Annotated in this window: 22 protein-coding genes and 1 tRNA gene; 4 read left to right on the top strand and 19 right to left on the bottom strand. The window is 51.2% G+C overall.

All coding sequences use genetic code 11. The annotated features are described in order from the left end of the window. From OXH16_22945 to OXH16_22900, 10 genes are all read right to left on the bottom strand, one after another. The coding region (locus tag OXH16_22945) for a radical SAM protein (GenBank protein MCY3684262.1) at positions 1 to 643 on the bottom strand (643 nt) is incomplete at its 3' end. A gap of 23 nt (positions 644 to 666) precedes the next feature. After that, positions 667 to 861 carry a hypothetical protein gene (locus OXH16_22940; GenBank protein ID MCY3684261.1) on the bottom strand — a complete coding sequence of 65 codons (195 nt, stop codon included), beginning with the start codon at positions 859 to 861 and terminating at the stop codon, positions 667 to 669. Between the two features lie 300 nt (positions 862 to 1161). Continuing rightward, the gene (locus OXH16_22935; GenBank protein ID MCY3684260.1) at positions 1162 to 5961 is read right to left on the bottom strand and encodes a sigma 54-interacting transcriptional regulator; all 4800 of its coding nucleotides are present in this window, start codon (positions 5959 to 5961) and stop codon (positions 1162 to 1164) included. Between the two features lie 38 nt (positions 5962 to 5999). Beyond that, positions 6000 to 7004: a glycosyltransferase gene (locus tag OXH16_22930; protein MCY3684259.1), complete on the bottom strand. Its 1005-nt coding sequence runs from the start codon at positions 7002 to 7004 to the stop codon at positions 6000 to 6002. Positions 7005 to 7101: 97 nt separating this feature from the next. After that, complete coding sequence (locus OXH16_22925; GenBank protein MCY3684258.1) at positions 7102 to 8061, bottom strand: alpha-ketoacid dehydrogenase subunit beta; 960 nt, start codon at positions 8059 to 8061, stop codon at positions 7102 to 7104. Between the two features lie 15 nt (positions 8062 to 8076). Further along, entirely contained in the window at positions 8077 to 9042 is a 966-nt protein-coding gene (locus OXH16_22920; protein ID MCY3684257.1) for a thiamine pyrophosphate-dependent dehydrogenase E1 component subunit alpha, read from the bottom strand. A 105-nt stretch (positions 9043 to 9147) separates the two neighbouring features. Next, on the bottom strand, positions 9148 to 10878 hold the full coding sequence (locus OXH16_22915; GenBank protein ID MCY3684256.1) for a thiamine pyrophosphate-binding protein: 1731 nt from the start codon (positions 10876 to 10878) through the stop codon (positions 9148 to 9150). A 69-nt stretch (positions 10879 to 10947) separates the two neighbouring features. Continuing rightward, positions 10948 to 11736 carry a hypothetical protein gene (locus tag OXH16_22910; protein ID MCY3684255.1) on the bottom strand — a complete coding sequence of 263 codons (789 nt, stop codon included), beginning with the start codon at positions 11734 to 11736 and terminating at the stop codon, positions 10948 to 10950. Positions 11737 to 12010: 274 nt separating this feature from the next. Continuing rightward, a complete protein-coding gene (locus OXH16_22905; GenBank protein MCY3684254.1) occupies positions 12011 to 13474 on the bottom strand; it encodes a sulfatase-like hydrolase/transferase in 1464 nt (487 codons plus the stop codon). Between the two features lie 125 nt (positions 13475 to 13599). After that, the gene (locus OXH16_22900; protein MCY3684253.1) at positions 13600 to 13854 is read right to left on the bottom strand and encodes a DUF433 domain-containing protein; all 255 of its coding nucleotides are present in this window, start codon (positions 13852 to 13854) and stop codon (positions 13600 to 13602) included. Between the two features lie 370 nt (positions 13855 to 14224). Between OXH16_22900 and OXH16_22895 the strand changes: the two genes are divergently transcribed. Beyond that, positions 14225 to 14301: transfer RNA gene (locus tag OXH16_22895), tRNA-Val, on the top strand. A 14-nt stretch (positions 14302 to 14315) separates the two neighbouring features. Here OXH16_22895 and OXH16_22890 read toward each other — a convergent pair. The 3 genes from OXH16_22890 to OXH16_22880 form a co-directional block, all read right to left on the bottom strand. Beyond that, positions 14316 to 14861: a GNAT family N-acetyltransferase gene (locus tag OXH16_22890; protein MCY3684252.1), complete on the bottom strand. Its 546-nt coding sequence runs from the start codon at positions 14859 to 14861 to the stop codon at positions 14316 to 14318. A 69-nt stretch (positions 14862 to 14930) separates the two neighbouring features. Next, positions 14931 to 15143 carry a hypothetical protein gene (locus tag OXH16_22885; protein MCY3684251.1) on the bottom strand — a complete coding sequence of 71 codons (213 nt, stop codon included), beginning with the start codon at positions 15141 to 15143 and terminating at the stop codon, positions 14931 to 14933. After that, positions 15130 to 15756, bottom strand: coding sequence for a DUF2442 domain-containing protein (locus tag OXH16_22880; protein ID MCY3684250.1), 627 nt, complete (start codon positions 15754 to 15756; stop codon positions 15130 to 15132). Before OXH16_22880 ends, OXH16_22885 begins: the two co-directional genes overlap by 14 nt. 325 nt (positions 15757 to 16081) lie before the next feature. Here OXH16_22880 and OXH16_22875 point away from each other — a divergent pair, with 325 nt between their 5' ends. Beyond that, entirely contained in the window at positions 16082 to 16894 is an 813-nt protein-coding gene (locus tag OXH16_22875; protein ID MCY3684249.1) for a phytanoyl-CoA dioxygenase family protein, read from the top strand. Positions 16895 to 17001: 107 nt separating this feature from the next. Further along, positions 17002 to 18399, top strand: coding sequence for a sulfatase-like hydrolase/transferase (locus OXH16_22870; GenBank protein MCY3684248.1), 1398 nt, complete (start codon positions 17002 to 17004; stop codon positions 18397 to 18399). A 54-nt stretch (positions 18400 to 18453) separates the two neighbouring features. Here the strand turns inward: OXH16_22870 and OXH16_22865 are convergent, their stop codons facing one another. The 6 genes from OXH16_22865 to OXH16_22840 form a co-directional block, all read right to left on the bottom strand. Then, a complete protein-coding gene (locus OXH16_22865) occupies positions 18454 to 19683 on the bottom strand; it encodes a sialidase family protein (GenBank protein ID MCY3684247.1) in 1230 nt (409 codons plus the stop codon). 144 nt (positions 19684 to 19827) lie between these two features. Continuing rightward, on the bottom strand, positions 19828 to 20856 hold the full coding sequence (locus OXH16_22860; GenBank protein ID MCY3684246.1) for a hypothetical protein: 1029 nt from the start codon (positions 20854 to 20856) through the stop codon (positions 19828 to 19830). A 26-nt stretch (positions 20857 to 20882) separates the two neighbouring features. Beyond that, a complete protein-coding gene (locus OXH16_22855; GenBank protein MCY3684245.1) occupies positions 20883 to 22382 on the bottom strand; it encodes a hypothetical protein in 1500 nt (499 codons plus the stop codon). Positions 22383 to 22394: 12 nt separating this feature from the next. Then, the gene (locus OXH16_22850; protein ID MCY3684244.1) at positions 22395 to 23735 is read right to left on the bottom strand and encodes a sulfatase; all 1341 of its coding nucleotides are present in this window, start codon (positions 23733 to 23735) and stop codon (positions 22395 to 22397) included. A 74-nt stretch (positions 23736 to 23809) separates the two neighbouring features. Further along, on the bottom strand, positions 23810 to 24676 hold the full coding sequence (locus OXH16_22845; protein ID MCY3684243.1) for a phytanoyl-CoA dioxygenase family protein: 867 nt from the start codon (positions 24674 to 24676) through the stop codon (positions 23810 to 23812). Between the two features lie 29 nt (positions 24677 to 24705). Further along, the gene (locus OXH16_22840) at positions 24706 to 25803 is read right to left on the bottom strand and encodes a mandelate racemase/muconate lactonizing enzyme family protein (protein MCY3684242.1); all 1098 of its coding nucleotides are present in this window, start codon (positions 25801 to 25803) and stop codon (positions 24706 to 24708) included. Positions 25804 to 25981: 178 nt separating this feature from the next. On the opposite strand from OXH16_22840, the gene OXH16_22835 reads away from it, so the two are divergent. Next, positions 25982 to 26737: a class I SAM-dependent methyltransferase gene (locus tag OXH16_22835; GenBank protein MCY3684241.1), complete on the top strand. Its 756-nt coding sequence runs from the start codon at positions 25982 to 25984 to the stop codon at positions 26735 to 26737. Positions 26738 to 26906 lie beyond the last annotated feature (169 nt).

Raw genomic sequence — 26906 nt, 5'->3', positions numbered from 1 at the left:
CATCGACCAAAAACTGCTTCATCTCGTCGGTCAACAACGTGCCATTGGTCACAATACCAAAACCAACCTGCACACCCAATCGCGCTCCCAGGGATCTGGCAAACGGCACCAGCTTGAGTAGAAGCGGAAAATTCAAAAGCGGCTCCCCACCAAAAAAATCAATCTGGCACCGTCCGAACACCTGAGCCTCGGTGATGATCCAACGTATCGATTGCTCGGCAACGTCCGGTTGCATCAACATCGCCTTACCGCCGTAATCCCCGCCGTGGGCAAAGCAATAAGCACACTGAATATTGCACGTATGGGAAATATGCAAGGACACCTGCAGCCGATCTGTCTGCGAGACCCCACAGGCTGCCACCCCCTCTGTCGTCGGCACACTGGATACCAGGGGCAAAGCACCATCTGAAATCAACCCCACCTGAGCCAATTCCTCGATGGCCTCGACAATTTCCTCTGCCTCGTATTGATCGGTCAGCACCTGAACAACCCGGTCAACAGACAAACCCTCACAGCACGCTAAAATTGACTGGAACAGGGTATCCAATTCAAAAAACAGACCTGTCTCCACCTGATAGACAATCGGCTGCTTGTGCTCTTCAGTATGAAAAAGATGCATGTCGCATTTTTGAATACACAGCATAGACGCACTCCTCAGAAGCGAAATCACTTATCCTGCACATCAGCCTGATCAAAATCGTCCCAATCGTCATCGTCATTGGGAAAAGGCAGGGGAGGAACAGCTACCCAACCAGATGGACATCCTCCAATTTTGAGGCTGTTCGCAGACCGAAGCGTTTGAATATCGCCTTCTGTATCTATCGTTCCATTGATCAAAGTCAACTTGCGTGGCGTTGCCATGTCCTCCTCCTTATTGAGAATCTAACTGCCATCTTGCCCTTCATATTGCAAAATCCGTGCCAAAAATCGTTTCAACAAAAAAAAGCACTTGAAAACCTCTCAAGTGCTTAAAAAAACAAGGAAATAAAATTTAAGAATTACGTGTATAGCAAATGTGGCATCCAGGCATAAGTGTATATAATAGGATACACTTACAAACGTTTAGACAAATAAAATATCCGTAAATTACTGATTTATATAAGGATAAATACTGTAAATATACGGATACAGTGTTTACGACAGGAAACACCTGTTCAACATCTATCTCAATCCCAGACGATTGATCTTTTTATGCAGACCAACGCGCGTCATCCCCAATTCTCTGGCAGTATGCGTAATATTGCCCTTGCATTTCTCGAGTGCGGCTCGAATCAACCGCCTCTCATACTCCTGGACATGGTCTTGTAAACGCCCCTGGTATTCGACAGGGACATCTGGCACTGTGTGCCCGATGGATTCCGAAAACAAATCGGGCGTAATTGCACCTTCTTCTTCTGCCAATGCAACCGCACGCCGAATCTCATTCTCCAACTCGCGCACATTGCCCGGCCAGTCGTAATTTGTGAGCGCCCTGATTGCACCCACTGTCAATCCTCCAACCGGCTTGTTTGCCTCTTCTTTAGCCCGAATGAGCAGATGTTCAGCCAATAACGGCACATCTTCAAGATATTCCCGCAAAGGCGGCATATCGATCTGAATCACATGCAAGCGGTAATACAAATCCTCGCGGAAAGAGCCTTCTTCAACTTCTTTTTTCAAGTCTCGATTGGTCGCCGCAATAATGCGTACATCCACTTCGCGATCCTCTGTTTCTCCCACACGCCGAATCTCGCCTTCTTGTAACACCCGCAACAAACTCCTCTGCAACTGTGGCGGGGCATCTCCGATTTCATCGAGAAAAACCGTACCCCCATCGGCAGCCTCAAAAATCCCCGTGTGATCTTCACTCGCGCCAGTAAACGCGCCTTTTTTGTGCCCAAACAACTCACTCTGCAACAACTCTGGTGAGAGTGTGGCACAATTTTGCGACAAAAACCGCTGATCTTTGCGTCTGCTATTGTAGTGTATGGCACGCGCAGCCAATTCTTTGCCCGTACCTGTTTCGCCCTGCACAAGCACGGGAACATCACTACTTGCAGCGCGCTCTATAAGCCGATAGATCGCCTGCATCGCATCACTTTGCCCAAACATATCGCCAAGCTGGTGCCGTCTTTCGACCTGTTGCTGTAAATATTGAGCTTTCTCTTCCAATTGCTCGTACATCCTCGCATTGACCAGCGCCATCCCTACCAGATTTGCAAAAGCCTGTAAAAACGTCTGATCTGCTTTAGAAAATGCGTTGTCAATGCCGCGGTGATCTATATATAGCGCACCCATCACACCTTCATTCAGATGGAATACGGGCACAGATAATACAGATCGAATATGGTAATCTATCACGCTCTGGTAGCAATTTAACCTTTGGTCTATCTGGGCGTCCATACTCAAAACGGGTTCATTTGTCTCAATAACCCGGCGAATAATACCCCGACTCAGTGCTTCTGCATCATCGGCTTTTACATTGTAGTAGCGCACGGCATCGACCACAAAGCCTTTTGGGGTCTTATTTTTTATCGCAACAAGCACGCGCTCTGCTGGATAAACAGTCAACAAATTACCCAAAATCCGGTCCAATAGCACCTTGACATCGCGCTCTGTGGTCAATTCCCGGCTCACCTCGTAAAGCAAGCGCCAGCGATCAACACATAAAATCTCAGCACCGGGTGCGGCATCCTCGCTGCGAGAAGATTCATCCAATTGATTTAACAACACCTGTGTTTTTTCGAAAAAATAGGACATTTCCATTTCTTCAAACGCCTGTTTTGCCGATTCGAGATACTCTTGCGTTTTTGGTACATCACCTCGCTCAAGATAAAACTCTCCAGCCATCAGCAATGCACGCGCCCAAGGATCTCCTTTGGACTCCCTTCGGCATTCAATCGCCTGCTCAAAAGCCTCTTCAGCCTCGGTTATTCGCTCAGCTTGAGCCAAAGCCGCACCAATACCACAATACACCAGGGGCAATATACCCGTGAACATACCCGATGTTTGTTGCGTACCTTCACTGGCTCTTTCAGCCCATTCAAGAGCTCCTTCTGTATCTCCCATTTTTGCAGCAGCCGTTGCCGCAATAGCGTAAGCGCGATAGACATAATCTCTTCGCGGTGTTTGCAAAAATCGCTCTGCTGACGTCTCAGCATATTCCAATGCCTCTGAAAAATCACCGCGTTCCAGTGCTAACTCTCCCAGATAGAGAAAATTCACTGCCTCCCAGTACACAAACCCCCGCTTTTGCCATTCCCCAATAACCTCATAGCAAACGGCTTCTGCACGATTGAAATTACCCAGATAAAAATAAACTCTTTGAAGTAAATTGAGTGCCTCAATACGCTGGTATTCACGTCCAAATTTCTGTGACGTTTTTACAACCGCTTTTAGATGTGCTTTAGCCGTCTCAAATTGAAATCCCATTAATGCAGCCTGACCTTCTCGCCCCTGTATAAAAACTTCGTTTTCGGGATTTCCCAGTATATGACGTTTCTCTATTTCTCGACGCATATATGCAAGCGCTTCTTCGTGACGTCCAGACACATCGCACAAATAAGCCAAACTGCTCAATGCTTGAATTTCTCCGTCGAGATCACCCAATTCACGATAAAGTTGCAATGCCTCCAGCATATATTCTTCTGCAACTTCTCCATTTTGAAGTACGCTGTGAATAATACCTACATGAGTCAAAATACGCGTCTTCAAATCGTTCCTATCAGCGGGCAATAACGCCTGTGCCTCCTCTAAAAATTTCAGTGCCCTATTGTACTGACCGCAATTGCGCAGCGCATCTGCATAATCGCACAAAAATTCGATTTCATCTACTTGTGATTCAAAAGCATCATCCATCAGTTGTACAGCCTCAAACCGCATTCTTGCCTGGCGATACGCGTGTTTTTTCAACGCTTTTTTGCCCGATAGGCGCATATATTTCACAGCCTTATTTTGTTCTCCTGCCGCCGCAAAATGATCCGCCAATTCTTCAGTCAGTTCTTCAGCATCCTCCAACCCTTCCAGAGCATTGCCAATTTCTCGATGCAACAACCGCCGCCGCACATTTTGCATGCGGTCGTAAATTGCACGCCGATACAAACCCTGTGAAAAACGATACCGCTCTTCATCACCATAAGTAATCAACAGCCCTTCTTCAATCAGGCCCTCAAGCACATCCAGCAACTCCAACTCATCACCGAGCCAGATCGCAGCCAATAACTCAAAAGAAAAATCATTGAGAAAAACACACGCGTACTCCATTACCTGACGTTGCACCGCAGAAAGAGTAGTTATGCGTCTGTACAAAACCTCCGAAATATCATCGGATAACAAAGCTTCGGGAAAATCTCCCCACTGCCAATCGCCGTACACATTCTGCCGAACCACATCGGCATTTATCAGCGTCCTCACAGCCTCCACGACAAACAGGGGCTGCCCGCCCGTCTCTCTGAACAGAGTTTGCAATGCATCCTCCGGTATGGACCGCTCCCCCAACATCGACGCCGCTAAATACCCCACCTCTTCTCGCGGCAAATCTTCCAACTGAATCCGGGTCACCTCGGCAAATTCATTGCTGTGTATAAAATTTTCAACTTCCCCTGAAAGCGGTTCCAGATTAGACCATCGGCAAGTCAGGCACAACAAAAACGGGCACGGTTCTGAATCGCGCAGCACATACTGCAAAAATTCCAGAGTCAACTCATCAAGCCATTGAATATCTTCCAAACACAACACAACGGGCTGCTTCTGCCGCAGACGCTTTAACAACTGCAACCAGCGCTCCATCACAGAAAATTTGTCCGTCTCCAATGAATCGGGCACCTTCTCCACCAAATCCGTCGTCTTTACCCCCTGAAACGCATCAATCAACGCACCGTATATTTGTCCACCCTCTTCCCGACCTACGCCTTTCAAACACAGAAAATCGTGGATCAAAGCATCGCCCAATAGTTCCTCAATTAGTCTCGTTTTTCCCACCCCTGCCTCACCCGAGATCAAAACCACACGCTGCTCACCAGCCTGTACATCCTTAAACATCGCACGCAACAGCTTCATCTCGGACTCGCGCCCGACAAATTGCGGACGCATCACTTTCACGGGCACATCACGCTGCTCGTCATCAGATAGCACAAACCCCGATGATGCCACACCATTTAACGCCTGCACCACCTCTTCTGCCGACTGATAACGATCAACAGGCTCCTTTGCCAGCAACTTCAGCACAATTTGTTGCGTCTCTTCGGGAACAGCGATATGGACTTCCCCCATTGAGGGCGGTATCTCTCGAATATGCTTCAAAATAACGGATACTGGATTTTGTCCCGAAAATGGCGGCATGCCCAGAAGCATCTCGTACAAAATCACCCCCAATGAATACAAATCTGACCGATGATCCACCCATAACCCCTTACCCTGCTCTGGCGACATATATTCTGCCGTACCAATCGTCGCGCCCGTCTGCGTAATGGAAACGCTATGCAGATGTCTGAATTTCGCCAGCCCCAGATCCAGAATCGTCGTCTCAATCCCCTCTTCTGTTTCCAATACCATAATATTGGACGGCTTGAGATCGCGATGCACCGCACCCTGCGCGTGGATATATGCCAAACCCTCGACAATTTGTCGCATCAAAGCAAAAAAGTACGAAGCTCGGAATTGCCCTAAACGTGCACGATCAGCAATCATTTTTTCCAACGTCTTCCCGGGCAAATATTCCATTGTAAAATAGGGACGCTCTTCGGCAAAGCCCCAGGCAAAGGTACGTACCAGGCGCGGATGCTCAAATCTATTCAACACCTGAAACTCTCTGTGAAAACGGCGATGCACAGCCTTCTGATCCACCATGGTATTCAAAATTTTGAGCGCACACTCCCGGTCTTGCTCCAGGTCCAACACCCGATACACCTCTCCCATGCCCCCGGCACCCAGGTGCGCCTGGATCTGGTATCTTTTATCGAGAATGGTGCCGATTTCAAACATACGCGTTATTCTTTGTAAGGTTTGGTTGATATATGAGGTTAATCATGTGTCATGTTCAGGATTTTTTCAACCTTTTTGGCGACACGGGGCGCAGTCTGTTCTGTTGTATTTTTCAGACCCATCAAAAAACGTTGGGCAGAGTCATCAAACGACAGGCGATACTGCGCAACATGCGTTTCCAGCATATCCAGATCGCGCAACACCTCGTCCTGTAGCACGGGCAAGGGCATCACCCACAAACGCCTCAACAACGTCTTCATAATCAAAATCGGGTCATCTGGACTTTGCACCAAACGACTGTAAAAAACCCCCAGAGGCAACTCCCAATACAACTTCTGCACAATAAGCCCCAGATATTCCCGGTTCTTTTTGGCAATATCGCTCGCAGAAAAGCGATCAGACGCTGAACCTCGATCACCCTCGTGCATACGACATCGAAGCGTGGGTTGTTTGATAATACCAATCTTAAACCCAGCGCGTATTATGCGAATCCACATATCGTAATCTTGCCCGCGAATCAAACGCTCGTCAAAACAGCCGACCCTATCATAACACAACCGATGGGTAACCACAGTTGGACTGCACAACTCAAACCGCCCGAACAAATACATCACCATATCGCCTATGGGCGGCATCCGCGCTTCAAAAGACCGCATGGGCACATCGCTTCTCTCCCCCTCTATGAATTCATAGCCCGTATAGACAAACTTCAAATCCGGATCTTCTGCAAATTGCGCCGCGTGCAACTCGAGCTTATCTGGCAATCCAATATCATCATCATCCAAAATCCAAACATAATCACCCGTTGCATATCTCAGCCCCAGATTCACAGCAGATGCCTTCCCGCCATTCGCCTTTTCAACATAGCAAATCCGATCTCCAAATCGCCTGATCACCGCTGCCGTATCATCCGTAGAACCATCGTTCACCACAATGAGTTCAAAACTCTGATACGTCTGTTGCAAAACGCTCTCAACAGCCTCCCCAACATAGTTCGCGCGATTATATGTTGGAATAATCACTGAAAATTTTGGATTTCGCATCAAACTACACCTCTCAAAAAATAGAACAAAAAAACCACGCCTGAAGGACGTGGTTTTTGTTTGATCTAAATATGATCTTTGGAGTTACCCCGCTGTCCTATCCGACATTCATCACTTCCCTGACACCTGCAATAATATTATCCCGATCAGGAAAAACGTGATCTTCCAACTGGGGCGTGTAAGGAATGGGCACATGGAGGGCGCAGACGCGTTTGACGGGCGCCTTCATCTTTGCAAAAGTCTCCGCATCTTCGGTCGCCACAGCGGCAATCTCGGCTGAAGCGCCCGCCGTGGGACCCGCCTCATCCGCAATAACCAGCCGCCCGGTCTTTTGCACAGACGCGCGAATAGCATCGCAATCGAGCGGAACCAATGAGCGCGGATCCAGCACCTCAACCGAAACCCCCTCCTTATACAGCACCTCAGCAGCCGCCAGCGCTTCGTGAACCAGCCAGGCCAGCGCCACAATCGTGACATCTGCACCCTCGCGTTTAATATCCGCTTTGCCCAAAGGCACGGTATAAGGCTCTTCGGGAACCTCGCCCGCAAAATCCATGAGGCGATTGGACTCAAAAGAAATAACGGGATTATCATCCCGAATAACAGTTTTGAGAAGCCCCTTCATATCATAAGGCGTCGAAGGCAAAATCATCTTCAACCCCGCCAGATTCATAAACATCGAATACGGACTCTGCGAGTGCTGCGCCGCAACCCGCCTGCCACCGCCGACCGACGTGCGGAAAGTAATTGGAAACTTCACCTGCCCCCCGAACATATAGTGAATCTTGGCTGCCTGATTCACAATCTGATCCATCGCCACAAAAGAAAACGTAACCATACTCCAGTTAATAATCGGACGGAACCCAGAACCCGCAGCACCAACAGCAATACCTGTAAGCGCGCCCTCGGCAATAGGCGTGGCGCGCACGCGTTCAGACCCAAACTCTTTGACGAGCGCATCGGGCGCATCGGTTGACAGATGAAACGTCGTTGGATCACGCCTCATTTCTTCTACAAGAGCTTCCATCCCGGCCTGTGCATAAGAGATTTTTCTCATCGTATTATCCTCGACTCACTCGGCAAAAACATCTTCGATAGCAGCTTCTAAATCTGGAAATGGACTCTCTATGGCAAATTGCACCGACGCTTCAACCTCCGCGAGAATTTCACCATCCATCTCTTGCCACGCCTCCTGGGTAATACATCCCTGATCCATCAGACCCGCGACAAATCGCTCAATTGGATCTCTCTCCTTCCATGCGCGAATCTCGCTCTGCGGCCTTGGATCAGCCGCGCCAACCCTCTCCGTATGCCCCCGCCAGCGATAAGTCTTACACTCAATCAGCGAAGGACCCTCGTCCTTGCGCGCGCGGGCAACAGCCTCCTGAGCCGCGTCATAAACCGCCATCACATCATTCCCATCAACAACCACCCCCGGGATATCGTACCCCGCGGCACGCGCAGCAACATCGCTATGCGCCAGCGTACCTGCTGCCGGAGTGCTCGCCGCGTAAAGATTATTCTCGCAAACATAGATCATAGGCAACTTCCACGCCGCAGCAATATTAATCGACTCGTGAAACGGACCTGCATTGGATGCCCCATCGCCAAAAAACGAGACCGCAACGCGCCCCTTGCCCTCGAGTTGCGCGGCCAGACCAGCACCCGTAACAATCGGTATGCCACCTGCAACAATACCATTAGCACCCAGCATCCCAATACTAAAATCGGCAATATGCATCGACCCCCCTTTGCCCTTACAATACCCCGTCTCCCGCCCATAAAGCTCAGCCATCATCCGCTTCAAATCCGCGCCCTTGGCAATACAATGCCCGTGCCCGCGGTGCGTACTGATAATCTGATCATCCGGATTGAGCGCGGCACAGACACCCGTAGCAACGGCCTCCTCGCCGATATAACAATGAACAACACCGTAAATATCCCCTGCGCGATAATCATCAGACGCGCGCTCTTCAAAGCGCCGGATCGTTTGCATAATCCGCAGCATCTCGAGTTGTTTCTCCTGTGTAAGAGCCATAAAATAATCTCCCTCGGCGAATAGACGAATAGACGAATAGACGAACCCCGCTCAACCACCCCAAATTGTTGCAAACTCCGTCGTTGATTCGTTGATTCGCGCTTCTCACGCTGGCCTATCGCCCTTTTTAACCGGCGCTGTTCGGCTATCAACGCCCGGCAACATTTTTGACGGATCTCTCGTAACAATAACATCGATAATCGTAGGCGTATCGCGATTGGCAATCCCCTCGGCAAAAGCACCTTGCAATGCCCCGGGATCATCCACGCGAATACTCTGACATCCAAGCGCACGGGCCGTATCGGCATAATCCGTCTCGCTCAAATCACTCGACTGATAGCGCCCCGCATACATATTGTGCTGGAGAGCTTTAACATAGCCCGAAGCCGCATTATTCACAATAGCGAGGGTAAACCCAAGCTCAAGACGCCGGGCCGTCTCCAATTCACCGAGCACCATATTAAACCCCGCATCTCCGGTCAGACCAACAACGGGTGAATCACCCGCCGCGAGTTGCGCGCCCATCGTACCCGGCAACCCGTAACCGATAGACGCAAATCCGCGATTGGCAATATACGTGCGCCCAGACCGGGTTGAATCGTAGAGCAAACCAGTCCAATGCGCGGCAAACCCACCATCCACAACGAGAATACCGTCTTCGGGCATCGCATTTTGCAATTCGCGCACCACCCGCGCCATATTGACGGGTCTCTCGTCAGACGCATAACGCGGCTCTGCCTCGGCTCGCCAGACAGCCATCCGCTCTGAGACCTCGGCCAAATAGCCCACGCGCATCTCCTGTATCGCCACCCGATCAGAGGACAAACACGCATGAAGATCGCGCAAGCCCTCAGCCGCATCGCCCCAGAGTGAAACTGTAGCAGGCGTCGTGCGCCCGATTTCTTCAGCCACAATATCGAGATGAATAAAAGGCACATCGCGCGGAATCAAATCATAGCGTTTCGTGGCAATCTCGCCCATCTTGCAACCAACCGACAGAATACAATCTGCAGACGCAATCAAATCATTGGCAATCCGAGACCAGCGTCCGAATAACCCCACGCTAAGCGGATGAATACAGGGAATCGCGCCCTTGCCACTCAGCGTTTGCGCAACCGGAATACTAAACGCCTCCGCAAAGCTCTGCAACTCGCAATAAGCGCCAGAAAGATGGACACCACCGCCAGCGAGAATAATCGGCCGCCGGGCATCGCGCAAACACTCCGCCGCACGCGCAACCGCATCTCGACCCGGGCGCGAACGCTGTGCGGGAATACGCAGCGTTTCTGGATCCACAAAAAAATCCGCCCTGGGATAATCATACTCCCCATGTGCAATATCCTCGGGCACATCCAGCACAACAGGTCCCGGTCTCCCCGACGTGGCAACAGCGTACGCGCGCCGCACAAGCTCGGGAATGCGATTGCCGCTCTCGACCCGAATAAGCGCTTTAGCCGCTGGCGCCAAAATCTCCGTCTGACGCGCCTCCTGCGTCATATTCTTCCACGAATGCTCGCGATTGCTATTGCCCACAACAACAATAAGCGGAACACCCGCATTGAGAGACTCCACCAATCCCGTAACCAGATTCGTCGCCCCGGGACCGAGCGTCCCATCGCATATACCGGGACGACCAGTTACGCGCGCCCAGGCATCCGCGGCAAAAATACCACAGCGCTCATCATTGATCAACGTATGCGAAAGCCCAAGTTCGCGCACCGCATCGTAAAAAGGCAGAAGCTGAAACCCCCCCATACCGAACATAGGCGCAGGATTGTGAAGGCGAAACATCTCGGCAAGCGCCTGCCCGCCATTCATGTGTACATCTGAAGACATAGAAACTCCATATCCAAATACATAATGTAGGGGCGGTGCCCCCGTGCCCGCCCGTTGGGTGGCGGGGTTTTATACCAGCCTCTCCCCAAACTCCGGAACCGTCATCCCCGCGTTAACACCACATCTCTCCGCCTGTAAATTGACATACGACAGCACACCGCTCTCCCATGCGGAAACCGCATCGCCGATACAGGCGGTCATCGCATCCACTGTCCCCGCGGGAATACCAGCGCGATCCAGAATCTCAAGACGCCGAACACCCGCCCGATCAACACCGACCCCCGCATCGTTAAACACTGCGCCCCTCGCCTCTGCTGCAATACCATAATCGGGCCTGCCCGCAATCACCCCACCGTGCGACCCCGTAATAATAAACGCACCTGCATCCTCAGGCGTAACGAGCGATGCAGAATCACATGCAAGAGTGAGAACAGGCACCTCCTGCAACACAGAACGCGATTCCTCATAGTCCGGTACATCCCCTCCAAATGGCTTACCATTACACAAAACCTCAGCCGCCTCTCGGCAAGCCTGCCCCTCTTCACAGCCGAGCGACCGGGCCATCTCATTGCAAAAACTAATGCGCCCGCGCTCGAGCATATCTGCCCCATCTCCAATGCGCGCAGACGAATGTGCAATCGCGGCAGCCGCGAGCCCGAGACCTTGCAAATAATCGAGCGACCCAATCCCCGCATTATCCTTCCCAACACCCGCATCGTTAAAAATAACGCCCCGAAGACCCGCCAATGCCGCGAGATACCCACAATACCGCCCTCCATGAGAAGCGGCAACAAGAACAGTCCCCCGCAACTGCGAGCCGAGCTTTGTAATACTATCGGCAACTTGAATCGCGTCCATAATAGCCTCTAATTGTACTATTGTATATATTTTTTTACTTTTTATGCGTATTTTATACGTATTTGTTTTATTTTCAAATCTATATAAAACAAATACTTACAAAATTGATTGCGTCTAATTGCGTAATTGATTGCGTTTTTTGGCTTATTTTTTATCTTCACGCAATTCCAGATGGCGGTCGCCCTGGATACCATCTGGCCCCTTGGTAGCTCCAACTTAGAGATACGTTGTGCAATCAAATGGGTCAAGTCTAAATTTACTTTTAATGGAATGCTTATCCTGGTGGAGAATACGTCTTTGCCGGGATCGCCCGGTAAAACTCGAGCTTCTCCCGGTCCAATCGGCCTCTAATCCCACTCAAGTGGGTATCAATCAAATCTCGCCGAACAGATTCCATATCGGGATCCTCAAAAACATTATTCAGTTCGTAGGGATCATTTTGACAATCGTACATCTCAACCGGCTTCTCAGACACAGATTCAACCACCAGCTTGTATCGCCTATCAAAAACCATAGTAAACCCATCGACCTCACTAAACACAGCGTCTTTGCCCTTTTGCGCGCCATCGGCATCTGGACCTGCCAACACCTGCGGAGCAAACGAAACCCCATCGCTATTCTCCAAAGACTCTGCCCCTGCAACATCTAAAACCGTAGCCGTGATATTCAAGCAATCCGTCAGTCCTTCAGAGGTCCATCCAGACTGCCCCCCTGGAGGACGCACAACCAGAGGCACCCGTACAGCCATATCGTAAAAGACCCCTTTGTGGCTCAACCGATGATCCCCAGCCATCTCACCGTGATCCGAACTGTAAATAATCCAGGTATTGTCCAAAATGCCCTTTGCCTCAAGAGCTTCGATAATACCCCCAATTGCATTGTCAATCAATGTAATCTTTGCATAATAATTGATAACCAGTTGTTTCTTTTCTTCTTCGGTCATCGTTTTGGCATCGCCAGCGCGAAAGAGCGACCGCACAATATATTTGGGATACGGTTCTTTGGGCAAATCCATAATACCCAAAGGAATATCATCCATACTGTACATATCCCGATACTCCTGTGGCGAATCAAAGGGATTGTGCGGACCCGGAAACAACACCTGCAGATAGAACGGCTTGTCGCCATCGTAATCGCGCACCCATTCTGCGGCCGTACGCCCGGTATAACTGTCCAAATGACATTCAGAAGGCAATGGACAGGGCGGATCTTCCCAGGCCCGTGCCCTGCCCTCTTCCAGACGCGTCTTTGACCTGACCACGTAGTCTCGGTGCGTCTCCCACAAACCCAATTCTTCGAGATAATCCGAATACTGCGATTTGTTCACTCCCGACGCGTGTGGACCGTGCATCTCCTGAATATCTACAAACCCCCAATCTTCCAATATTGCCGTCTTTTCCTGACTTTTTGTACCGCCCGTGTGCGTATATAAGTGGGTCTTGCCCACCAGAGCAGTATGATAGCCCGCATCGCGCACATTTCGCACATGACTGGGACCACGCTGATCGGCCGCAACAATATTCTGCCAAACACCGTGTTCCCGCACATACTGCCCCGTCATCATCGTCGCTCGCGCAGGCATACAAATCGGCCCATTGGTATAACACTGGCTAAACACCACCCCTTCGGACCCCAGACGATCCAGATGTGGTGTTTTGATCACCGGATGCCCGGCGCACCCCACTGCATCACCGCGATGCTGATCCGAATAAATGAAAACGATATTGGGTTTTGGCATACACACCTCCAGTAAAGAACTTCGTCAACTCCGTCTTGCAATACTATAATTAAAAATCAACGGGGAGCATCGCTAAGTCAATGTCTCCCCGTCACTTTTATCCCTCTTATCGGAAAATTCTTTTGTCACACTTCCGCATCAGCAGGTCGGATCGGTTCAACACGCTCGTGTCCAATCACCTTTCGGGCATATAGTAGGCAGGCTTGAATATCTTCATGTGTCAGCCAAGGATACCCTTTAAGCAGCACCTCAGAGGTATCTCCTGCTGCGAGCATACTAAGGACATGTTCAACAGCAAGCCGACGTCCTCGAACAATAGGTTTACCTCCAAAAATCTTCGGGTTGATCGTAATTCGTTCCAGGAGTTTTTTTTCATCCATCTTTCATTTTCCCTCCGTTTCTGAATTCCTTTCTCTAAAAAAGATATGTTATCCACTAAAACGGTTCAAGTCCAGATAGAACAAAATATACTCATGTTATTGTACACATCCAAGATACAAAATCCGGACCTAAAATCTACCAATTGACCAAATGAACGATATAAAATATCTGTAGAGAGAGTTTTGGGCCTTGACGCCTTTTCGTTTGACATTCGACTTCGGTTCATATACATTTCAGACCTAATGAAGACAGACGCACTGCTCTCTGAGAAAAGTAAAGGACATACTTTAGTACACATCCTCGGATTTTGTAGAAACGGCCTTAAAAAGAACATTCCAGAAACACATAAAAATAATAATTAAATTGGGTGGGCGATTAGCTCAGGTGGTTAGAGTGCTTGCTTGACATGCAAGAGGTCACTGGTTCAAGTCCAGTATCGCCCACCATCAAAAACAATGGGTTACGCAAATTTATGCGCAATCCATTTTTCTTTATCGAAAAACTCACCGGCTCTGAAAGTATGCTGCCTCAGTGTGCCTTCTTTTGAAAAACCGACTTTTTCAAGGACGCGCGTGGAACCATAATTCCTGGAAATCGACCTTGCTTCGATTCGATTCAATTTGAGGTGTTCAAAACCGTATTCTACAATTGCAGCAACAGCATTTGTCATAATTCCGCAGCCCCAGTACTCTTTTGCGAGGTAGTATCCAATTTCGGCTCTTGAATGTATAGCGTCGAGATAAATATAGTGACATCGACCAATGGCACGATTATCCGCTGTTATGACCCAATAAATCGATTGTTTCTTCACAAACTGTTCCATCATAAGTTCAATCCATGATTGGACCTCTTCAAGCGTTTTTGCATGTAAGCTTGTAAATTGGGTTACCTCTTTGTCTGACATAAATTGGTAGAGAGAGGGCGCGTCCTCAGGTTTTATTCCGCGCAGGTTATAAGATCCGATTGGGAAGGATGGAACTTTCGATGGAAATCGGTCTGTTTTCATATTCGAAGATGGTTTCGGTGATTGGCAGCACGCACAAATTCAGTCACAACAGACAGATAGTGAAAGACGTTAGAGAACATTGCGCTTACCTTCTACAAGCGCGTCGTATTCCTCCAACTGCATACGGAGTTCCTCACATTGACTTCTCAATGCATCCTGATGAGCTTTCTGAAGTAGAGGATGAATATTCTTATCTTTAGTCTGAGCCAACTCCGCTAAAGCGCCCTCAAACTTCCTTATCTGGGCCTTAGTAATCCGATATTGTCTCTCATTTTTGATCATATCTGCCCCCTCTTAAGTCTATGGTGTCTTGCGGGATCGAGGTCGAGACCCTGGAGATAACCTCACCACCTTCAGAAAGAATTTCGGCAATTTTATCCAGATATGCTTTCAGGGACAAACCGTGACTTCTTGCCAGAATCCCCAGCGTATCCACCTTTGTCCGTTCTCCCTTTTCGATTCTGCGCACCTGGCGTTCCGAAAGACCTTGAATATCGGCTTGCTTAATCTCGCACTGTTTTCGAAATGCGGCAACCGCCTCTCCGAACCGAATGCCAGACATCAATCTTTCCCGATCCTTTTTCTCTCGCCACATATCGTCTTTCAGGTAGCGCACAGCATCCAGGTCGATATGTACATCAGCCTCAGGCCAGTGAATATAACTGCCTTCGCTGGAGATGGTAAACGAAGAACGCTGTTCTTCTGGAATACGCTTGAGTGCGGGCATTTCTTCAAAGCCAACTCTGAACAGGGTATGGTCACAGGCCATGACAAAGAGCTCACCATCAACGACCTGTGCAGTGGCAATCAGCTGATCCGGACATCCAAGACTCCAGGCCGTGAGCACGCGCTTTGGCACATCCTTATCCGAATGCACAAGAATGTTTCGAGTCATTCTGAGTTTAGCCTCATAAAGTGGTAAAAACTGAGCATCTTCATCTTCTCGGATAAAAAGGATCCGAAGATGGTTTCGATGATTGGCAGCATGCACAAATTCAATGACAACAGGCAGATCGGGAACAGAAATAAGCACAAAAATATCCCGAGAATTTATCCTTTGCAATAAAAATCTATCTTTTTAAGCATAATCTCAAGCCTGTAGTTGTAGAAATTCATCTTGCAGCCATTGGTTCACAAAGCTACATTTATTTGGATTTTTCAACCGTTCTATACGTTCGCTTGTTGTTCGGCTTGAATTGAAGATAACAGGAGCATCAAATATGGCAGATAATATTCCAATCGAACACCGGTTCCATTTTGACCTGAGTGGCTTTCTGATCCTGCGCAATGTATTGACACCCGAAGAATGTGAAGCCACTCTGAATGTCCTGTCTGATTTAGAAAGCAGGACATATAAAGATGAGTGGATGGCATCTGCACCCACTTTTGGCAGACCAAAACCACTACCAACCTGCGATAAGAGTCGAGAATTTCAGGTCCGTTTGAATGGTCTCTTACGGCTTGATCCCGTTTTTGATCTGATGATCGCACATCCGAAAGTCGTGCCTTATCTGAAGGCATTTATGGGCGAACCTCAACTCATCAACACCTGGTCAATTTCTAAATTCAAGGGAGCGCAACAGGGGGGATGGCATCGCGGCGTGCCAACGACGGATTACAGTTATAGAAACGGCGATATTCGCTCTCGAATGCTCAATACCGTGTATTTTGTAACAGATAATGGACCCGACGACGGATGTGTGGTGGCTGTGCCGGGTTCACACAAGAGCAATTTTGATCTGAACTGGCAGGCGTATCAGGGATTGGATCTTCCAGGCGCCGTCGCAGTAACGGGCAAGGCAGGCGATGTCTTACTCTTTTCCGAGACCGTCATCCACAATGGACTGCCCAAGACCACAGAGCCAGTGCGATCCAATCTGTATTTCAACTACACACATGCACATTATAATGTGATGATGCGCGAGCCGCCAAATGGATACCACAGATGTCTTCCGCCAGAGATCCGCGAACGGTTTAATGAGGCGCAAAAAGCAATGACGCGGTGGATGGAATTAGCAAGGTGGGATGTGTAGTACTTGTTGGATTAAAAATAAATCTCTCTATCAAAACCGACGGTTGATTTACCTATGATGCGTTCTAACGCTTCACACTCTATTGCCCACAAACGGAAGAATCACATATGGCGAAACCGAATATTCTGCTCTTAATGACGGATCAACAGCGCGCAGATGCGCTGGGCTGCACTGGTGGCTGGGTTGAAACGCCGAATATGGATCGGATCGCAAATGAAGGCGTGAGGTTTTCTAATTGCGTTACGAATTCGCCTATCTGTGTACCTGCAAGGCTGAGCCTGGCTACGGGACACTACCCTCACAATACGGGTGTGTGGAATCATCAGAACCATACCCTGTCGGCCGACGCGAAAACGTGGACCCAGGTTGTCAGGTCCTGTGGGTATCGAACCAGCCTGTTCGGCAAGACACACCTGCATCCTACGTCAGGTGACTTGCGCAGTCGAGAGCACCTGCTGCACGCCTATGGGCTGGATGATGTGAATGAAATTGGGGGCCCACGGGCGTGCGCAAACTGCGTTTCTCATATGACTTCGATGTGGGAAAAAAAGGGTCTGTGGAAAAAGTACAAAGCGGACCTCGCTGAGCGTTCCAGAACCAAACGGTACCTGGTGCGGCCCTCGGCAGTGGGGCTGGAGGACTATTACGATATATATGTAGGCCAGCAGGCCAAAGGCTATATAGAAAGCTATGATCGCTCCGAGCCGTGGTTTTGCTGGGTGAGTTTTGGCGGACCACATATGCCTTATGACACACCTGAACCGTACGCGAGCAAGTACCACCCCGACGCCATGCCCAGTCCGGTTCCTTATCCCGGAGATGAGCGCAAGCGACCTCGGGGGACCCTGGATGATATCCTGGACAACAGGCCCACATTCGACCCTGGAGAAGAAAAGATACTACGAGCGGATTACGCCGGTAACGTGACTCTGATTGACGACCAAATCGGAGAGATCCTATTGGCGATCGAAGCACGTGGTGAGCTTGACGATACGGTGATTCTTCTGGTCTCTGATCACGGCGAAATGAACGGTGATTGTGGGATTCTGGCGAAAAGCAATTTTATGAATGGCGCCGTTCGCGTACCCCTGGTGATTCGGACCCCTGACACCGTCGGCCGTTCGGCTGCTGGAAAGACATGCGCAAGCCATACGGAGTGGTTTGATGCGGGGCCGACACTAGCTGAACTAGCGGGAGGGGAAATCGAGTATCCCCAGTTTGCGAAATCCCTCTGCCCGATGCTTGCAGACCCCTCGATCGAACACCGGAGCGAGGCGATTTCAGAATATGGCGGAGATGTCATGCTGTTGAATCATGATTGGAAGATTGCACTCAACAAAGAAGGAGAGGCCTACCTGCTGTTTGACGTGAAGAACGACCCGAGTGAGGTGAATAACCTGGCCGGAAGAGCCGATATGGCTGACGTGGAGAATTCTCTGAAGCTGAGGATCCTGGAACGAATGATGGAGAGTCAGGTTTATACAGGGGCCAGGTTCGCGGGTTGATTTTCATTCGAGAATGCCTAATCTCGCCAATCATCGCATACCCCCTATATCCTTCTAAGCATCCAGCCACGCATCCTCAAACACCCGACACCCGACGCCCTCCTGCCCCATGGAACTGCAGGCATAGAGTGTGATATACTGGGATTCATTGAGAGGACCAACAGTACTGTACGAGAAAGTCTCCGGCTCAATGACCTTATGGCGCCATGTCTGACCTTCGTCATCGCTAAAATAGATCGCACCGCGCTGGCGCTCTGTGGCGTGCTGCCGCTCGGATTCGGGCAGGCCGGAACCATTGGGAATAGAAAAGAGCAAACGCCTCCCACCTCGGGCAAGCGTACCGTGGCAAAGCACCCCGCTGATATCGACGAGAAAAGGCCGGGACCACGTCTTCCCGCAATCCGTCGAAGTATGGGCAACGCGCTGCATAGGACCGGGACGCACATCCGAGAATGGAACGTGGGCTTCAAGCATACCGCGCGAATTCAGCCTACGAACGAGCAACAATTCCTCACCGCGGTTAATCGACACAGCGGAAGCTTCATTAGCCAGATAATCCGTAATAAAACCATCCACGCGCCAGGTCTCACCCTGATCATCGCTATAAATAACGGCAGAACCGGACTGGGGATGGTTGCGAAAATAATTCGTAACGGCCTCTCCCTCGGGCACCACAGTAACAGGTCCCCCCAGAACGTACCGCCCCCGATATGGACCTTCAGAAATCGCGTGGACCTGACCCACCGCGTTAAACATAATCAGCGTACCATCGGAATACCGGTGATTCAGAGGCGACCGGTCCCCGAGCAACGTCTCCATAGTCCAGGTATCGCCATCGTCATCCGAATCAAACCGGCAAAGAACCATAGGCGTATCGCACCCCACGGCATCGATATCGATACCGGACTGCGCCCGCATCTCGCCGTAATCCTTGTCGTAAATATTCTCCGTACCCCGCAAATCAACCATAGACAGAACGGACACGCGCTCGCGTCCATCTCGTTCGGAAAGATACGCAGACACCGCGTAGTGGGTGATCCGTCCCGAAACAGCCCTCGCTGGCGACCACGTCGCGCCCCAATCACGACTCCTGCTCGTCAGGATCACCTTCGGATCGTCGTCGCGGCCGCCGCGCAACCTGCCCTGACAAAAGGCAATCAACACGCCAGCGCGCGTAACGACATACGACGGCTGAAACGTGCGACACACCACCTCACCATGCACCTCAGAGCCAGGCTCAAAAGCCAGCGTCCGTTCACTCAAACCATTTTCAAGCTGCCTCATACGGGCCTCCCATAAAAAATAGCCACCGGATCACGCGATCCCCGCAAGCCAGTTCACAATAGAAGCGACCTCTTCCCCTTCGGACGCCTGTGTTTCGATCAAAAAACCCTTCTCCGCTTTCAGATTCGAGAATACCCATTCCACTCAAACCGTGAAGAGGTATAGATCGTCGGTCGCCTGAGCACCGGCGAAAAAAACGGGCAGACCGTCACAGATCAAATCGGTCTTGCACACATCGTGGATCGTCGGGGCCCTGGGATATCCGTCGCCAAAATCTCCGTAGGGAAACGCAAGCCTATCGGTTTCGTGCAAAAGGTCGCCATCGATGTCAAAGCGGCGCACAATATTCCCGGATCCGACGATCAAGCACTCACGGTCCCGGTCGAGATAAAGCCCCGTACAGGTCGCGGAACCAGTACAGGGGTAATTGCCCAGGAACTCCGGGGCATCAGGATGCTCCACATTGAGAACTGTGACCGATGGATCCAGCAACCATTCCCTCCTGGGATCCTGGATCCTTGAAATACCAGTTGCTACATAGGCGCGCTTCCGGTACAGGATAATGCGGTTCGAAATGTTCATATACCACCTCGAAGGCTCACCTCCGTTGGCAAGCGTCCAGCCGCATGGATCGGTGAATCGTCCATCCTCATCCACAGCGTCCGGAAAAAGGCCGAGAGGGGTCTCTACCCTGCCATCGCCTCTGAATCCCGTCACGCCAACCAGGGATCCTTCATGGCTTGCCCCATGGCAGCGGGGGAGCACATCTTCGCGCACGCCGATTTCAGTCAACTGGCCATCGTCCTCAACGCGTACAACTTTGATGACGTTTCGCTTGCTGACGGCGAGCACCGTGTCGGCAGCCACTTCAAAATCGTTGACTTCCGGAGCAAATGCGCTGCAGTCGATGGGGACGAGATCCGCCTTCGAGAAGCGCATGCTTTCGATCCCGCGATCACTGCCCACCATCAGATATCCGTTGCAAAAGGCGACTGACTGGCAATCGGGGCGGTCCGGCAAGTCCGCAACCAGTTCAGGGCGTTCGATGTCACTCACATTCCAGAACGTGACGCGATTGCCGTATTTTGACGGTGCGGCCACCAAACCGTCTCCGAGATACGCCGCCGCATGCGGCCCACACCCCGGGTACCGCCAGTAGTTTTGTATGCGCATATGACCCCCAGTAAAGCGCGAGCGGTTTATCCAGATCCTCCATCGCGAAACCGCAGCGAATAGAGACCCACATTCTTGAGGTAGAAGCGGAGGAACACAGGCATGCCCATGAGTTCTGCCATATCCTGCTTGTTTTTCCACGTCACTTTGTGCTCGACAAGGTCAACAGCCTGTGTGGTGCAATCGGCAAGGGTGAACCCGGGCACGGGACTCGGGGCACCGCTCTCACCGAAACGCAGCACTTCAACAGCGAATTCGGGCGGAACAATCGCCGTGGTCGGATCGCTGTTATAACCGTCGGCCACAGTCGTATTGACGATCAGTTCCGGTGCGGCAACAACCATTTCGCGAGTGAGCAGAAAGCCACCCGTGTGCGCACCCATCTGCGCGACGAATCGATCCTGGAGGAATTGCGCCCGGCCGATGCCCGAGACATTGTTCCTGTTGCCCTGTGCCTGGCCGTGGCGGGATCCGCGATAGTAGATAAAATCCGTATTTCCCATGCTCACAATGCCTCCGGCCCCCGAGGTAGAACCCGAGTCGAAAGCGTCGGATCCGCCATGGGGAAGATATACAGGCCGGTCGGGCAGCATATTCCAGTGCAGGCCATCGCTGCTAAACGCCAGATGCAGATGGAATGCCATGTGCGGCGGAGGCCCCATACTTCCGATAAAACCGATGAAATGGCTGCCTACCCGAGAAACCACCATGTGGTCGATATCCGGATCATCTACTTCTTCAGGCCACATCACCACCCGGGGCTGGCCAAAATCATACGGCGTCTCCCCAACCATCACCGCTGTCCGGCGCTTGAAGTTGTGCTCCGTCGGTCCACCCGGCACATCCCCAACACCAGCGGTACACACGGGCCGCCCGAACATCAGCCAGCGCTCCCGAACAGGGTCGAACACCATGTTTTGCCATGTATCCCGCAGACCGATGAAAGCCGGGTTCGACGGATCCTCCCGCCAGTGAATCCCATCATCCGAATAAGCCAGACACAGACACCCATAGCCCTCGGCCAGATTGTCCTTGTAAGTCATCAGAAAACGGCTCTGCTGCGCGCCACCGAGGGGGTTCCACATCACGCGCACCCCCTGGGCCTTTTGCTGTCCCGTAACCACCACATTGGTCCTCTCATATTGTCCGTACGGCTTGCCCTCCAGCATCGGCTTGTCCCAGTGTACCCCGTCCGGGCTCTCGGCATAGCAGACAAAATAGGGATACCCGTGCCGCTCTGCCTGCCAGTCTTTGAAGCGGAACTGGTGCATCCACGCGTTCCAATCGGTCCCGGCATACCACATGCGGAACACGCCAGCTTCATCGTCGTAAATCACATTTTGCTGACCCACCGAATCTTCCCACGGCCTGTCGGGCATGAGCACGGGGTTGTGCGGATCCTTAATCGGCACATTCAGCACACGACTTACCCCCCAGCGGTCTTCCACCGTGGCATTATCGATCAGCAATACGGTTTCCGTACCAACCTCAAGTGGCTCTCCTGCGCAGTAGGATTCCAGATTCATGTCACAACTCCTTTAATCAAAAGGCTGCTCTGAGTGATAAATCTCCCGATCCGCCTCCAGCAGAAACGAGCCATCTGACTGTTTAATCCACTGCGGAACATCGGGATGACCTTCTCTATTCGGCACAACTCCCATCAAAATGGGATCCTCTGTCTCCTCGAGAAACGCGATTAATTGCCCCTCCAGATCATCGCGAACCTTTGAAAAACGCGGATCATCTGCAACATTGTTCAACTCATACGGATCGTCTGCCAAACTGTAAAGCTCCCGTGCCGGTGCCGGTCTTGAAAAAAGCGCCTGAACAACCTCTCGTCTATTCTGAAAACGATTCACCCACCCATTATCGACATAATTCGGCACCCGCGCAAAGTTGCGAATCAGCTTGAACTGATCCGACCGAACACACCGCATCGGTGTGTAATACCAGTTCCCAGCACGCCGCCCCCAGGTTTGCTCGCTAAACACCACAGACCGGCCAGCCCAACCCGCACCGGAAAACAACCCCTGAAAACTCCGACCCAGAATACCACCCGGTTTCTCCAGGCCGCACAAATCCATCAACGTCGGCAGCAGATCCAGATTGCTAATCAAATCACCATGCACAGCACCAGGAGCAATCTCGGGAGGGTACCTCATAAGCAAAGTCGTTCGGATACCCGCATCGTAAAGTGTGTGTTTTGCCCGCGCAGTCGCCACACCGTGTTCGGTAGTAAACACCACAACGGTCTCATCGGCCAGCCCACGATCATCAAGTGCATTCAAAATCCGCCCCACTTTTTTATCCAACGCCCCAATCTGCCGACACAACGCGGCGAGATCTTTGCGCACCTCCGAACAATCGGGCAGATCCGGAGGCACAATCATCCTCTCCGCAAGATCTGGATCGTAATCCAGACCAAAAGGTCTATGCACCTCCGAGAAAGAGACCTGCAAAAAAAAGGGACGCTCAATAGACGGTGCCTCTTCTCGCAAAAAACGCTCAGCTAGCATTTCCACACCAGCCTTCCCCGCCAGCACACGCGCAAATCCCGCCCAGGATGGATCATTCGGAATCATCAACCGGTTGCTCAGCACCGTCTCATAGCCCGCATCCTGAAAATAACGCGCCATACACACGGCATCATCCGCATAGGGAAATTGTCCCCACACACCGATCATGTGCGGCATCTGGCTGCAATACAAGCCAACGCGACTGGGAATACAAATAGGTGCCGTCGCGATAAATTGCGAAAACCGGGCACCCTGCGAAGCCAACCGATCCAGATTTGGCGTCGATACATCGGGCCGGTCATAACAACCGAGCCAATCGCCCAAATCGTGACAGTCGATAAACACAACATTGGGTTGTTTCATTCTCTGGGTCCTCTATACCATCGCAAAAGCCCCGAAGTGCATTATCTCCGGGGCTTCACAGTAATTCCCACACCCTATCCAATCGCTGATCGCTTTGGTAGTGCGGCTCTAAACGCCGCCACACTCTCCCAATCGGGACCCAGTGCGTGCCGCGAGAAGATCGGATCTGGCTGCCGATACATCAAATGCGCCGTGCGCCGAATCCGCTGCGTCTGCCGAACAGTCCCACAGTGATAACTGGCAATATTGAACATCACAGCAGACCCCGCTGGCGCGTGGACATCGACCCGACCAATCCGTCGGGGATTTGTGCGACCAAAAGAATCCGTCCAGATCGGCTTATCCGGATCCACATACGCCGTCTCACCATCGTCAATCCGCAAAACACCCTCACCCCATCCGGATTTCCCCTCCCGCGTCTTGGGCAATTGACGCTTGGTCTCGGCACTCTCTGGAATAAGACTCGTACAGTGGGACTCGGCATCCACATCGTCCAGATAGTAAATCACCTGTATCGCCGGAGCAAAAAACGCATTCCTATCCGCACCCTCCACAATACCGTTGTATTCCCGGTGCCACTGCCGCGAGAGACAGAGCGGATCGCCGCCGTCAATATCCTCTGGCGGATCGGCGGCACACACCTCGCGCCGCAAAAAACTCAGACTGCTAAACTGAACACCCGCTCCGAGAATGCGATGCACCAGCGGCGCAACCGACGGATGGTGAACCAGGCCATCCAGCGCCTCTGTCCTGTGCATCAACTCCGGCGCCCTGCAGCCCACTGCTACGTGCCCCGGACGTGGTCCAGGCTCCCATTCCTTCGGGTTCGCGGCCACATCGGCGTCAATCCCGTCGTTAATCGCCGCCACCTCCTCGGGTGAAAGCGCCCCCTCCACCACGGCATACCCGTTCTCATCAAAACATCTCAGTATCTCGTCCATCGCATCGCTCCTTAGAAAAAGACGTCGCGTCAAACCGAATATTTTTCAAGAACATCCCGGTCAATCTCAATCCCCAGCCCGGGACCCTGGGGAACCGCGAGAAAACCATCCACAGGCAAAATAGGCTCTTTGGACAACCCTGTTCGAAGCCCATTTTCCGTCATATCGCATTCAAAAAAAGAAGGAACTGGATTCACAGAACCGGACGCATCTGGCATCGACGCCTGCCAGTGCAGGGTAGCGGCAAGACCAACGACTGCCCCCCACATATGCGGCATAACCGGAATATAATTGGCACTGGCCATCGCCACAACCTTTCTCGCCTCTGTAAACCCGCCGACAATCGCAATATCCGGCTGCACGATATCCACCGCCCGCCGCTGGATAAACTCCCGAAATGCCCAGCGACCCTGCAAACCCTCGCATCCCGCAATCCGCATCCCGAGCGCCCTTTTAATTTCCACATACCCGGCCACATCATCCCTCGAAATCGGTTCTTCAAACCAGAACAGATCGTACGCCTCCATCCTGCGCCCCACATCAATCGCCGTACCCACATCATAAGCCAAATTTGCATCCACACACAAAAGAATATCATCGCCAATCGCCTTCCGCACAGCAGCCACATTCTGCTCATCGTACGCCTTTCCCAATCCAACCTTCATCTTCATCGCGGGAAAACCCTGATCCACATATCCCCTGGCCTCATCCATCAACACCTGTGTATTATCCGGCCTGTCCTTCCTGAACAACCCGCTGGCATAGCACGGGATACGATCCCGAAATGCACCCCCCAGAAGGCGATAAACCGGCACATCAAGTGCCTTACCCATAATATCCCACAACGCAATATCCACGCCACTGGTCGCGCCCACATTCCTCAGACTCCCCGAATTGTTCAGCGCGTCCCAGATCACTTCGCAATCGAACGGATCCCTCCCGATCACATGCCGCTGAATATCCGACTCACCCAGCGACCCCGCCCCCTGTCCCCATCCCGTAATGCCCGCATCGGTAGAAATCTCCAATAGGATAGACGACCGCTCCGTAATCCACGTAAAAGAATTTCCGAACTTCTCGGTCACGGGATAGCGCAAACGATGATATTTAACATCCGTAATCTTCATATTCTCTCCCATACATTGATCCAAACATCTGGCAACCGAAAATACAACCCCATTTTACCAAAGTCAACCAGCACCGAACTACAGAATATCATCTTTCCCATCTGGACTTGCAATCCATTCCAACCTTGCCCATATTTGAATAACAAACCGAACCCACTGATCAAAGATGAGCAACGTAATGACGCTTAAAGAGCTAAAACAAATCGCAGCGTCTGTTGGTAAAATTCAAGGATGGGATTTCTCCGCCGTAAGAGATGGACGAGATCCCGTACCCTGGGATTATATTACGCTGGTTCGCAACTACCTCACGCCATCATCTCGCGTCCTTGATATAGGAACGGGTGGCGGTGAAAAGTTTCTCACTCTATCACCGAACTTCGGCAGGGGCATTGGAATCGACATCAGCGACGAAATGATTCAAACAGCTCATAAGAACCAATCCAAAATGCAGATAAACAACGTCTCTTTCAATATCATGAGTGCTGATGCGCTGCAATTGCCTGACTCAAATTTTGATATTGTCTTGAATCGACATTCTGTTGTCAATATAGATGAGATTTTGCGTGTGCTACGCACGGGAGGATATTTTATCACTCAGGGCGTGGGACATCGCAATACGTCCAATATCCTGGCAGCATTCGGTTGGACGAGCAACAGTTTTGGCAAGGATTGGTGGTCTCCTGATAGAGAACTCGCCAAAACTTTTCGGCAACGCGGCAATCGCATTATTGCGCTCATGGAATACGACGTCGCGTATTGGTTCTGTGATGTTGAATCACTTCTCTTATGGCTACATACAGTCCCATTGCCCGAAAAATTTGAAATCGAAAAGCACTGGCAATGCGTTAACCAGATTCTCGAGAAATACACCACTCAGCGGGGCATTGAAACCAACGAACACCGCGAGTTGCTTATCGTGCAAAAGAGCGCTTAACAGCTTCCAGAGGAGAACCCAATGGCCGAACCCAAAGGCAAAGCCTTCCAGACCGTGCGAGACACCGCGCCCAGAAATACCTATCGGGGTGCCGTTGTGGGATGCGGCAGAATGGGCAGCACCATTGACGACGAACACATCGGCATGCCCCATTATCCATGGCCTTGGG

It is taken from the genome of Gemmatimonadota bacterium (genome assembly GCA_026705765.1).
In the GTDB taxonomy this organism is placed as follows: Bacteria; Latescibacterota; UBA2968; order UBA2968; family UBA2968; genus VXRD01.
This window is presented reverse-complemented; position numbering and strand designations above follow the sequence as displayed.

Coding starts and splice junctions, on each gene's coding strand:
- OXH16_22940 (MCY3684261.1), bottom strand. CDS start 861: ATGGCAACGCCACGCAAGTTGACTTTGATCAATGGAACGATAGATACA.
- OXH16_22935 (MCY3684260.1), bottom strand. CDS start 5,961: ATGTTTGAAATCGGCACCATTCTCGATAAAAGATACCAGATCCAGGCG.
- OXH16_22930 (MCY3684259.1), bottom strand. CDS start 7,004: ATGCGAAATCCAAAATTTTCAGTGATTATTCCAACATATAATCGCGCG.
- OXH16_22925 (MCY3684258.1), bottom strand. CDS start 8,061: ATGAGAAAAATCTCTTATGCACAGGCCGGGATGGAAGCTCTTGTAGAA.
- OXH16_22920 (MCY3684257.1), bottom strand. CDS start 9,042: ATGGCTCTTACACAGGAGAAACAACTCGAGATGCTGCGGATTATGCAA.
- OXH16_22915 (MCY3684256.1), bottom strand. CDS start 10,878: ATGTCTTCAGATGTACACATGAATGGCGGGCAGGCGCTTGCCGAGATG.
- OXH16_22910 (MCY3684255.1), bottom strand. CDS start 11,736: ATGGACGCGATTCAAGTTGCCGATAGTATTACAAAGCTCGGCTCGCAG.
- OXH16_22905 (MCY3684254.1), bottom strand. CDS start 13,474: ATGCCAAAACCCAATATCGTTTTCATTTATTCGGATCAGCATCGCGGT.
- OXH16_22900 (MCY3684253.1), bottom strand. CDS start 13,854: ATGGATGAAAAAAAACTCCTGGAACGAATTACGATCAACCCGAAGATT.
- OXH16_22890 (MCY3684252.1), bottom strand. CDS start 14,861: ATGAAAACAGACCGATTTCCATCGAAAGTTCCATCCTTCCCAATCGGA.
- OXH16_22885 (MCY3684251.1), bottom strand. CDS start 15,143: ATGATCAAAAATGAGAGACAATATCGGATTACTAAGGCCCAGATAAGG.
- OXH16_22880 (MCY3684250.1), bottom strand. CDS start 15,756: ATGACTCGAAACATTCTTGTGCATTCGGATAAGGATGTGCCAAAGCGC.
- OXH16_22875 (MCY3684249.1), top strand. CDS start 16,082: ATGGCAGATAATATTCCAATCGAACACCGGTTCCATTTTGACCTGAGT.
- OXH16_22870 (MCY3684248.1), top strand. CDS start 17,002: ATGGCGAAACCGAATATTCTGCTCTTAATGACGGATCAACAGCGCGCA.
- OXH16_22865 (MCY3684247.1), bottom strand. CDS start 19,683: ATGAGGCAGCTTGAAAATGGTTTGAGTGAACGGACGCTGGCTTTTGAG.
- OXH16_22860 (MCY3684246.1), bottom strand. CDS start 20,856: ATGCGCATACAAAACTACTGGCGGTACCCGGGGTGTGGGCCGCATGCG.
- OXH16_22855 (MCY3684245.1), bottom strand. CDS start 22,382: ATGAATCTGGAATCCTACTGCGCAGGAGAGCCACTTGAGGTTGGTACG.
- OXH16_22850 (MCY3684244.1), bottom strand. CDS start 23,735: ATGAAACAACCCAATGTTGTGTTTATCGACTGTCACGATTTGGGCGAT.
- OXH16_22845 (MCY3684243.1), bottom strand. CDS start 24,676: ATGGACGAGATACTGAGATGTTTTGATGAGAACGGGTATGCCGTGGTG.
- OXH16_22840 (MCY3684242.1), bottom strand. CDS start 25,803: ATGAAGATTACGGATGTTAAATATCATCGTTTGCGCTATCCCGTGACC.
- OXH16_22835 (MCY3684241.1), top strand. CDS start 25,982: ATGACGCTTAAAGAGCTAAAACAAATCGCAGCGTCTGTTGGTAAAATT.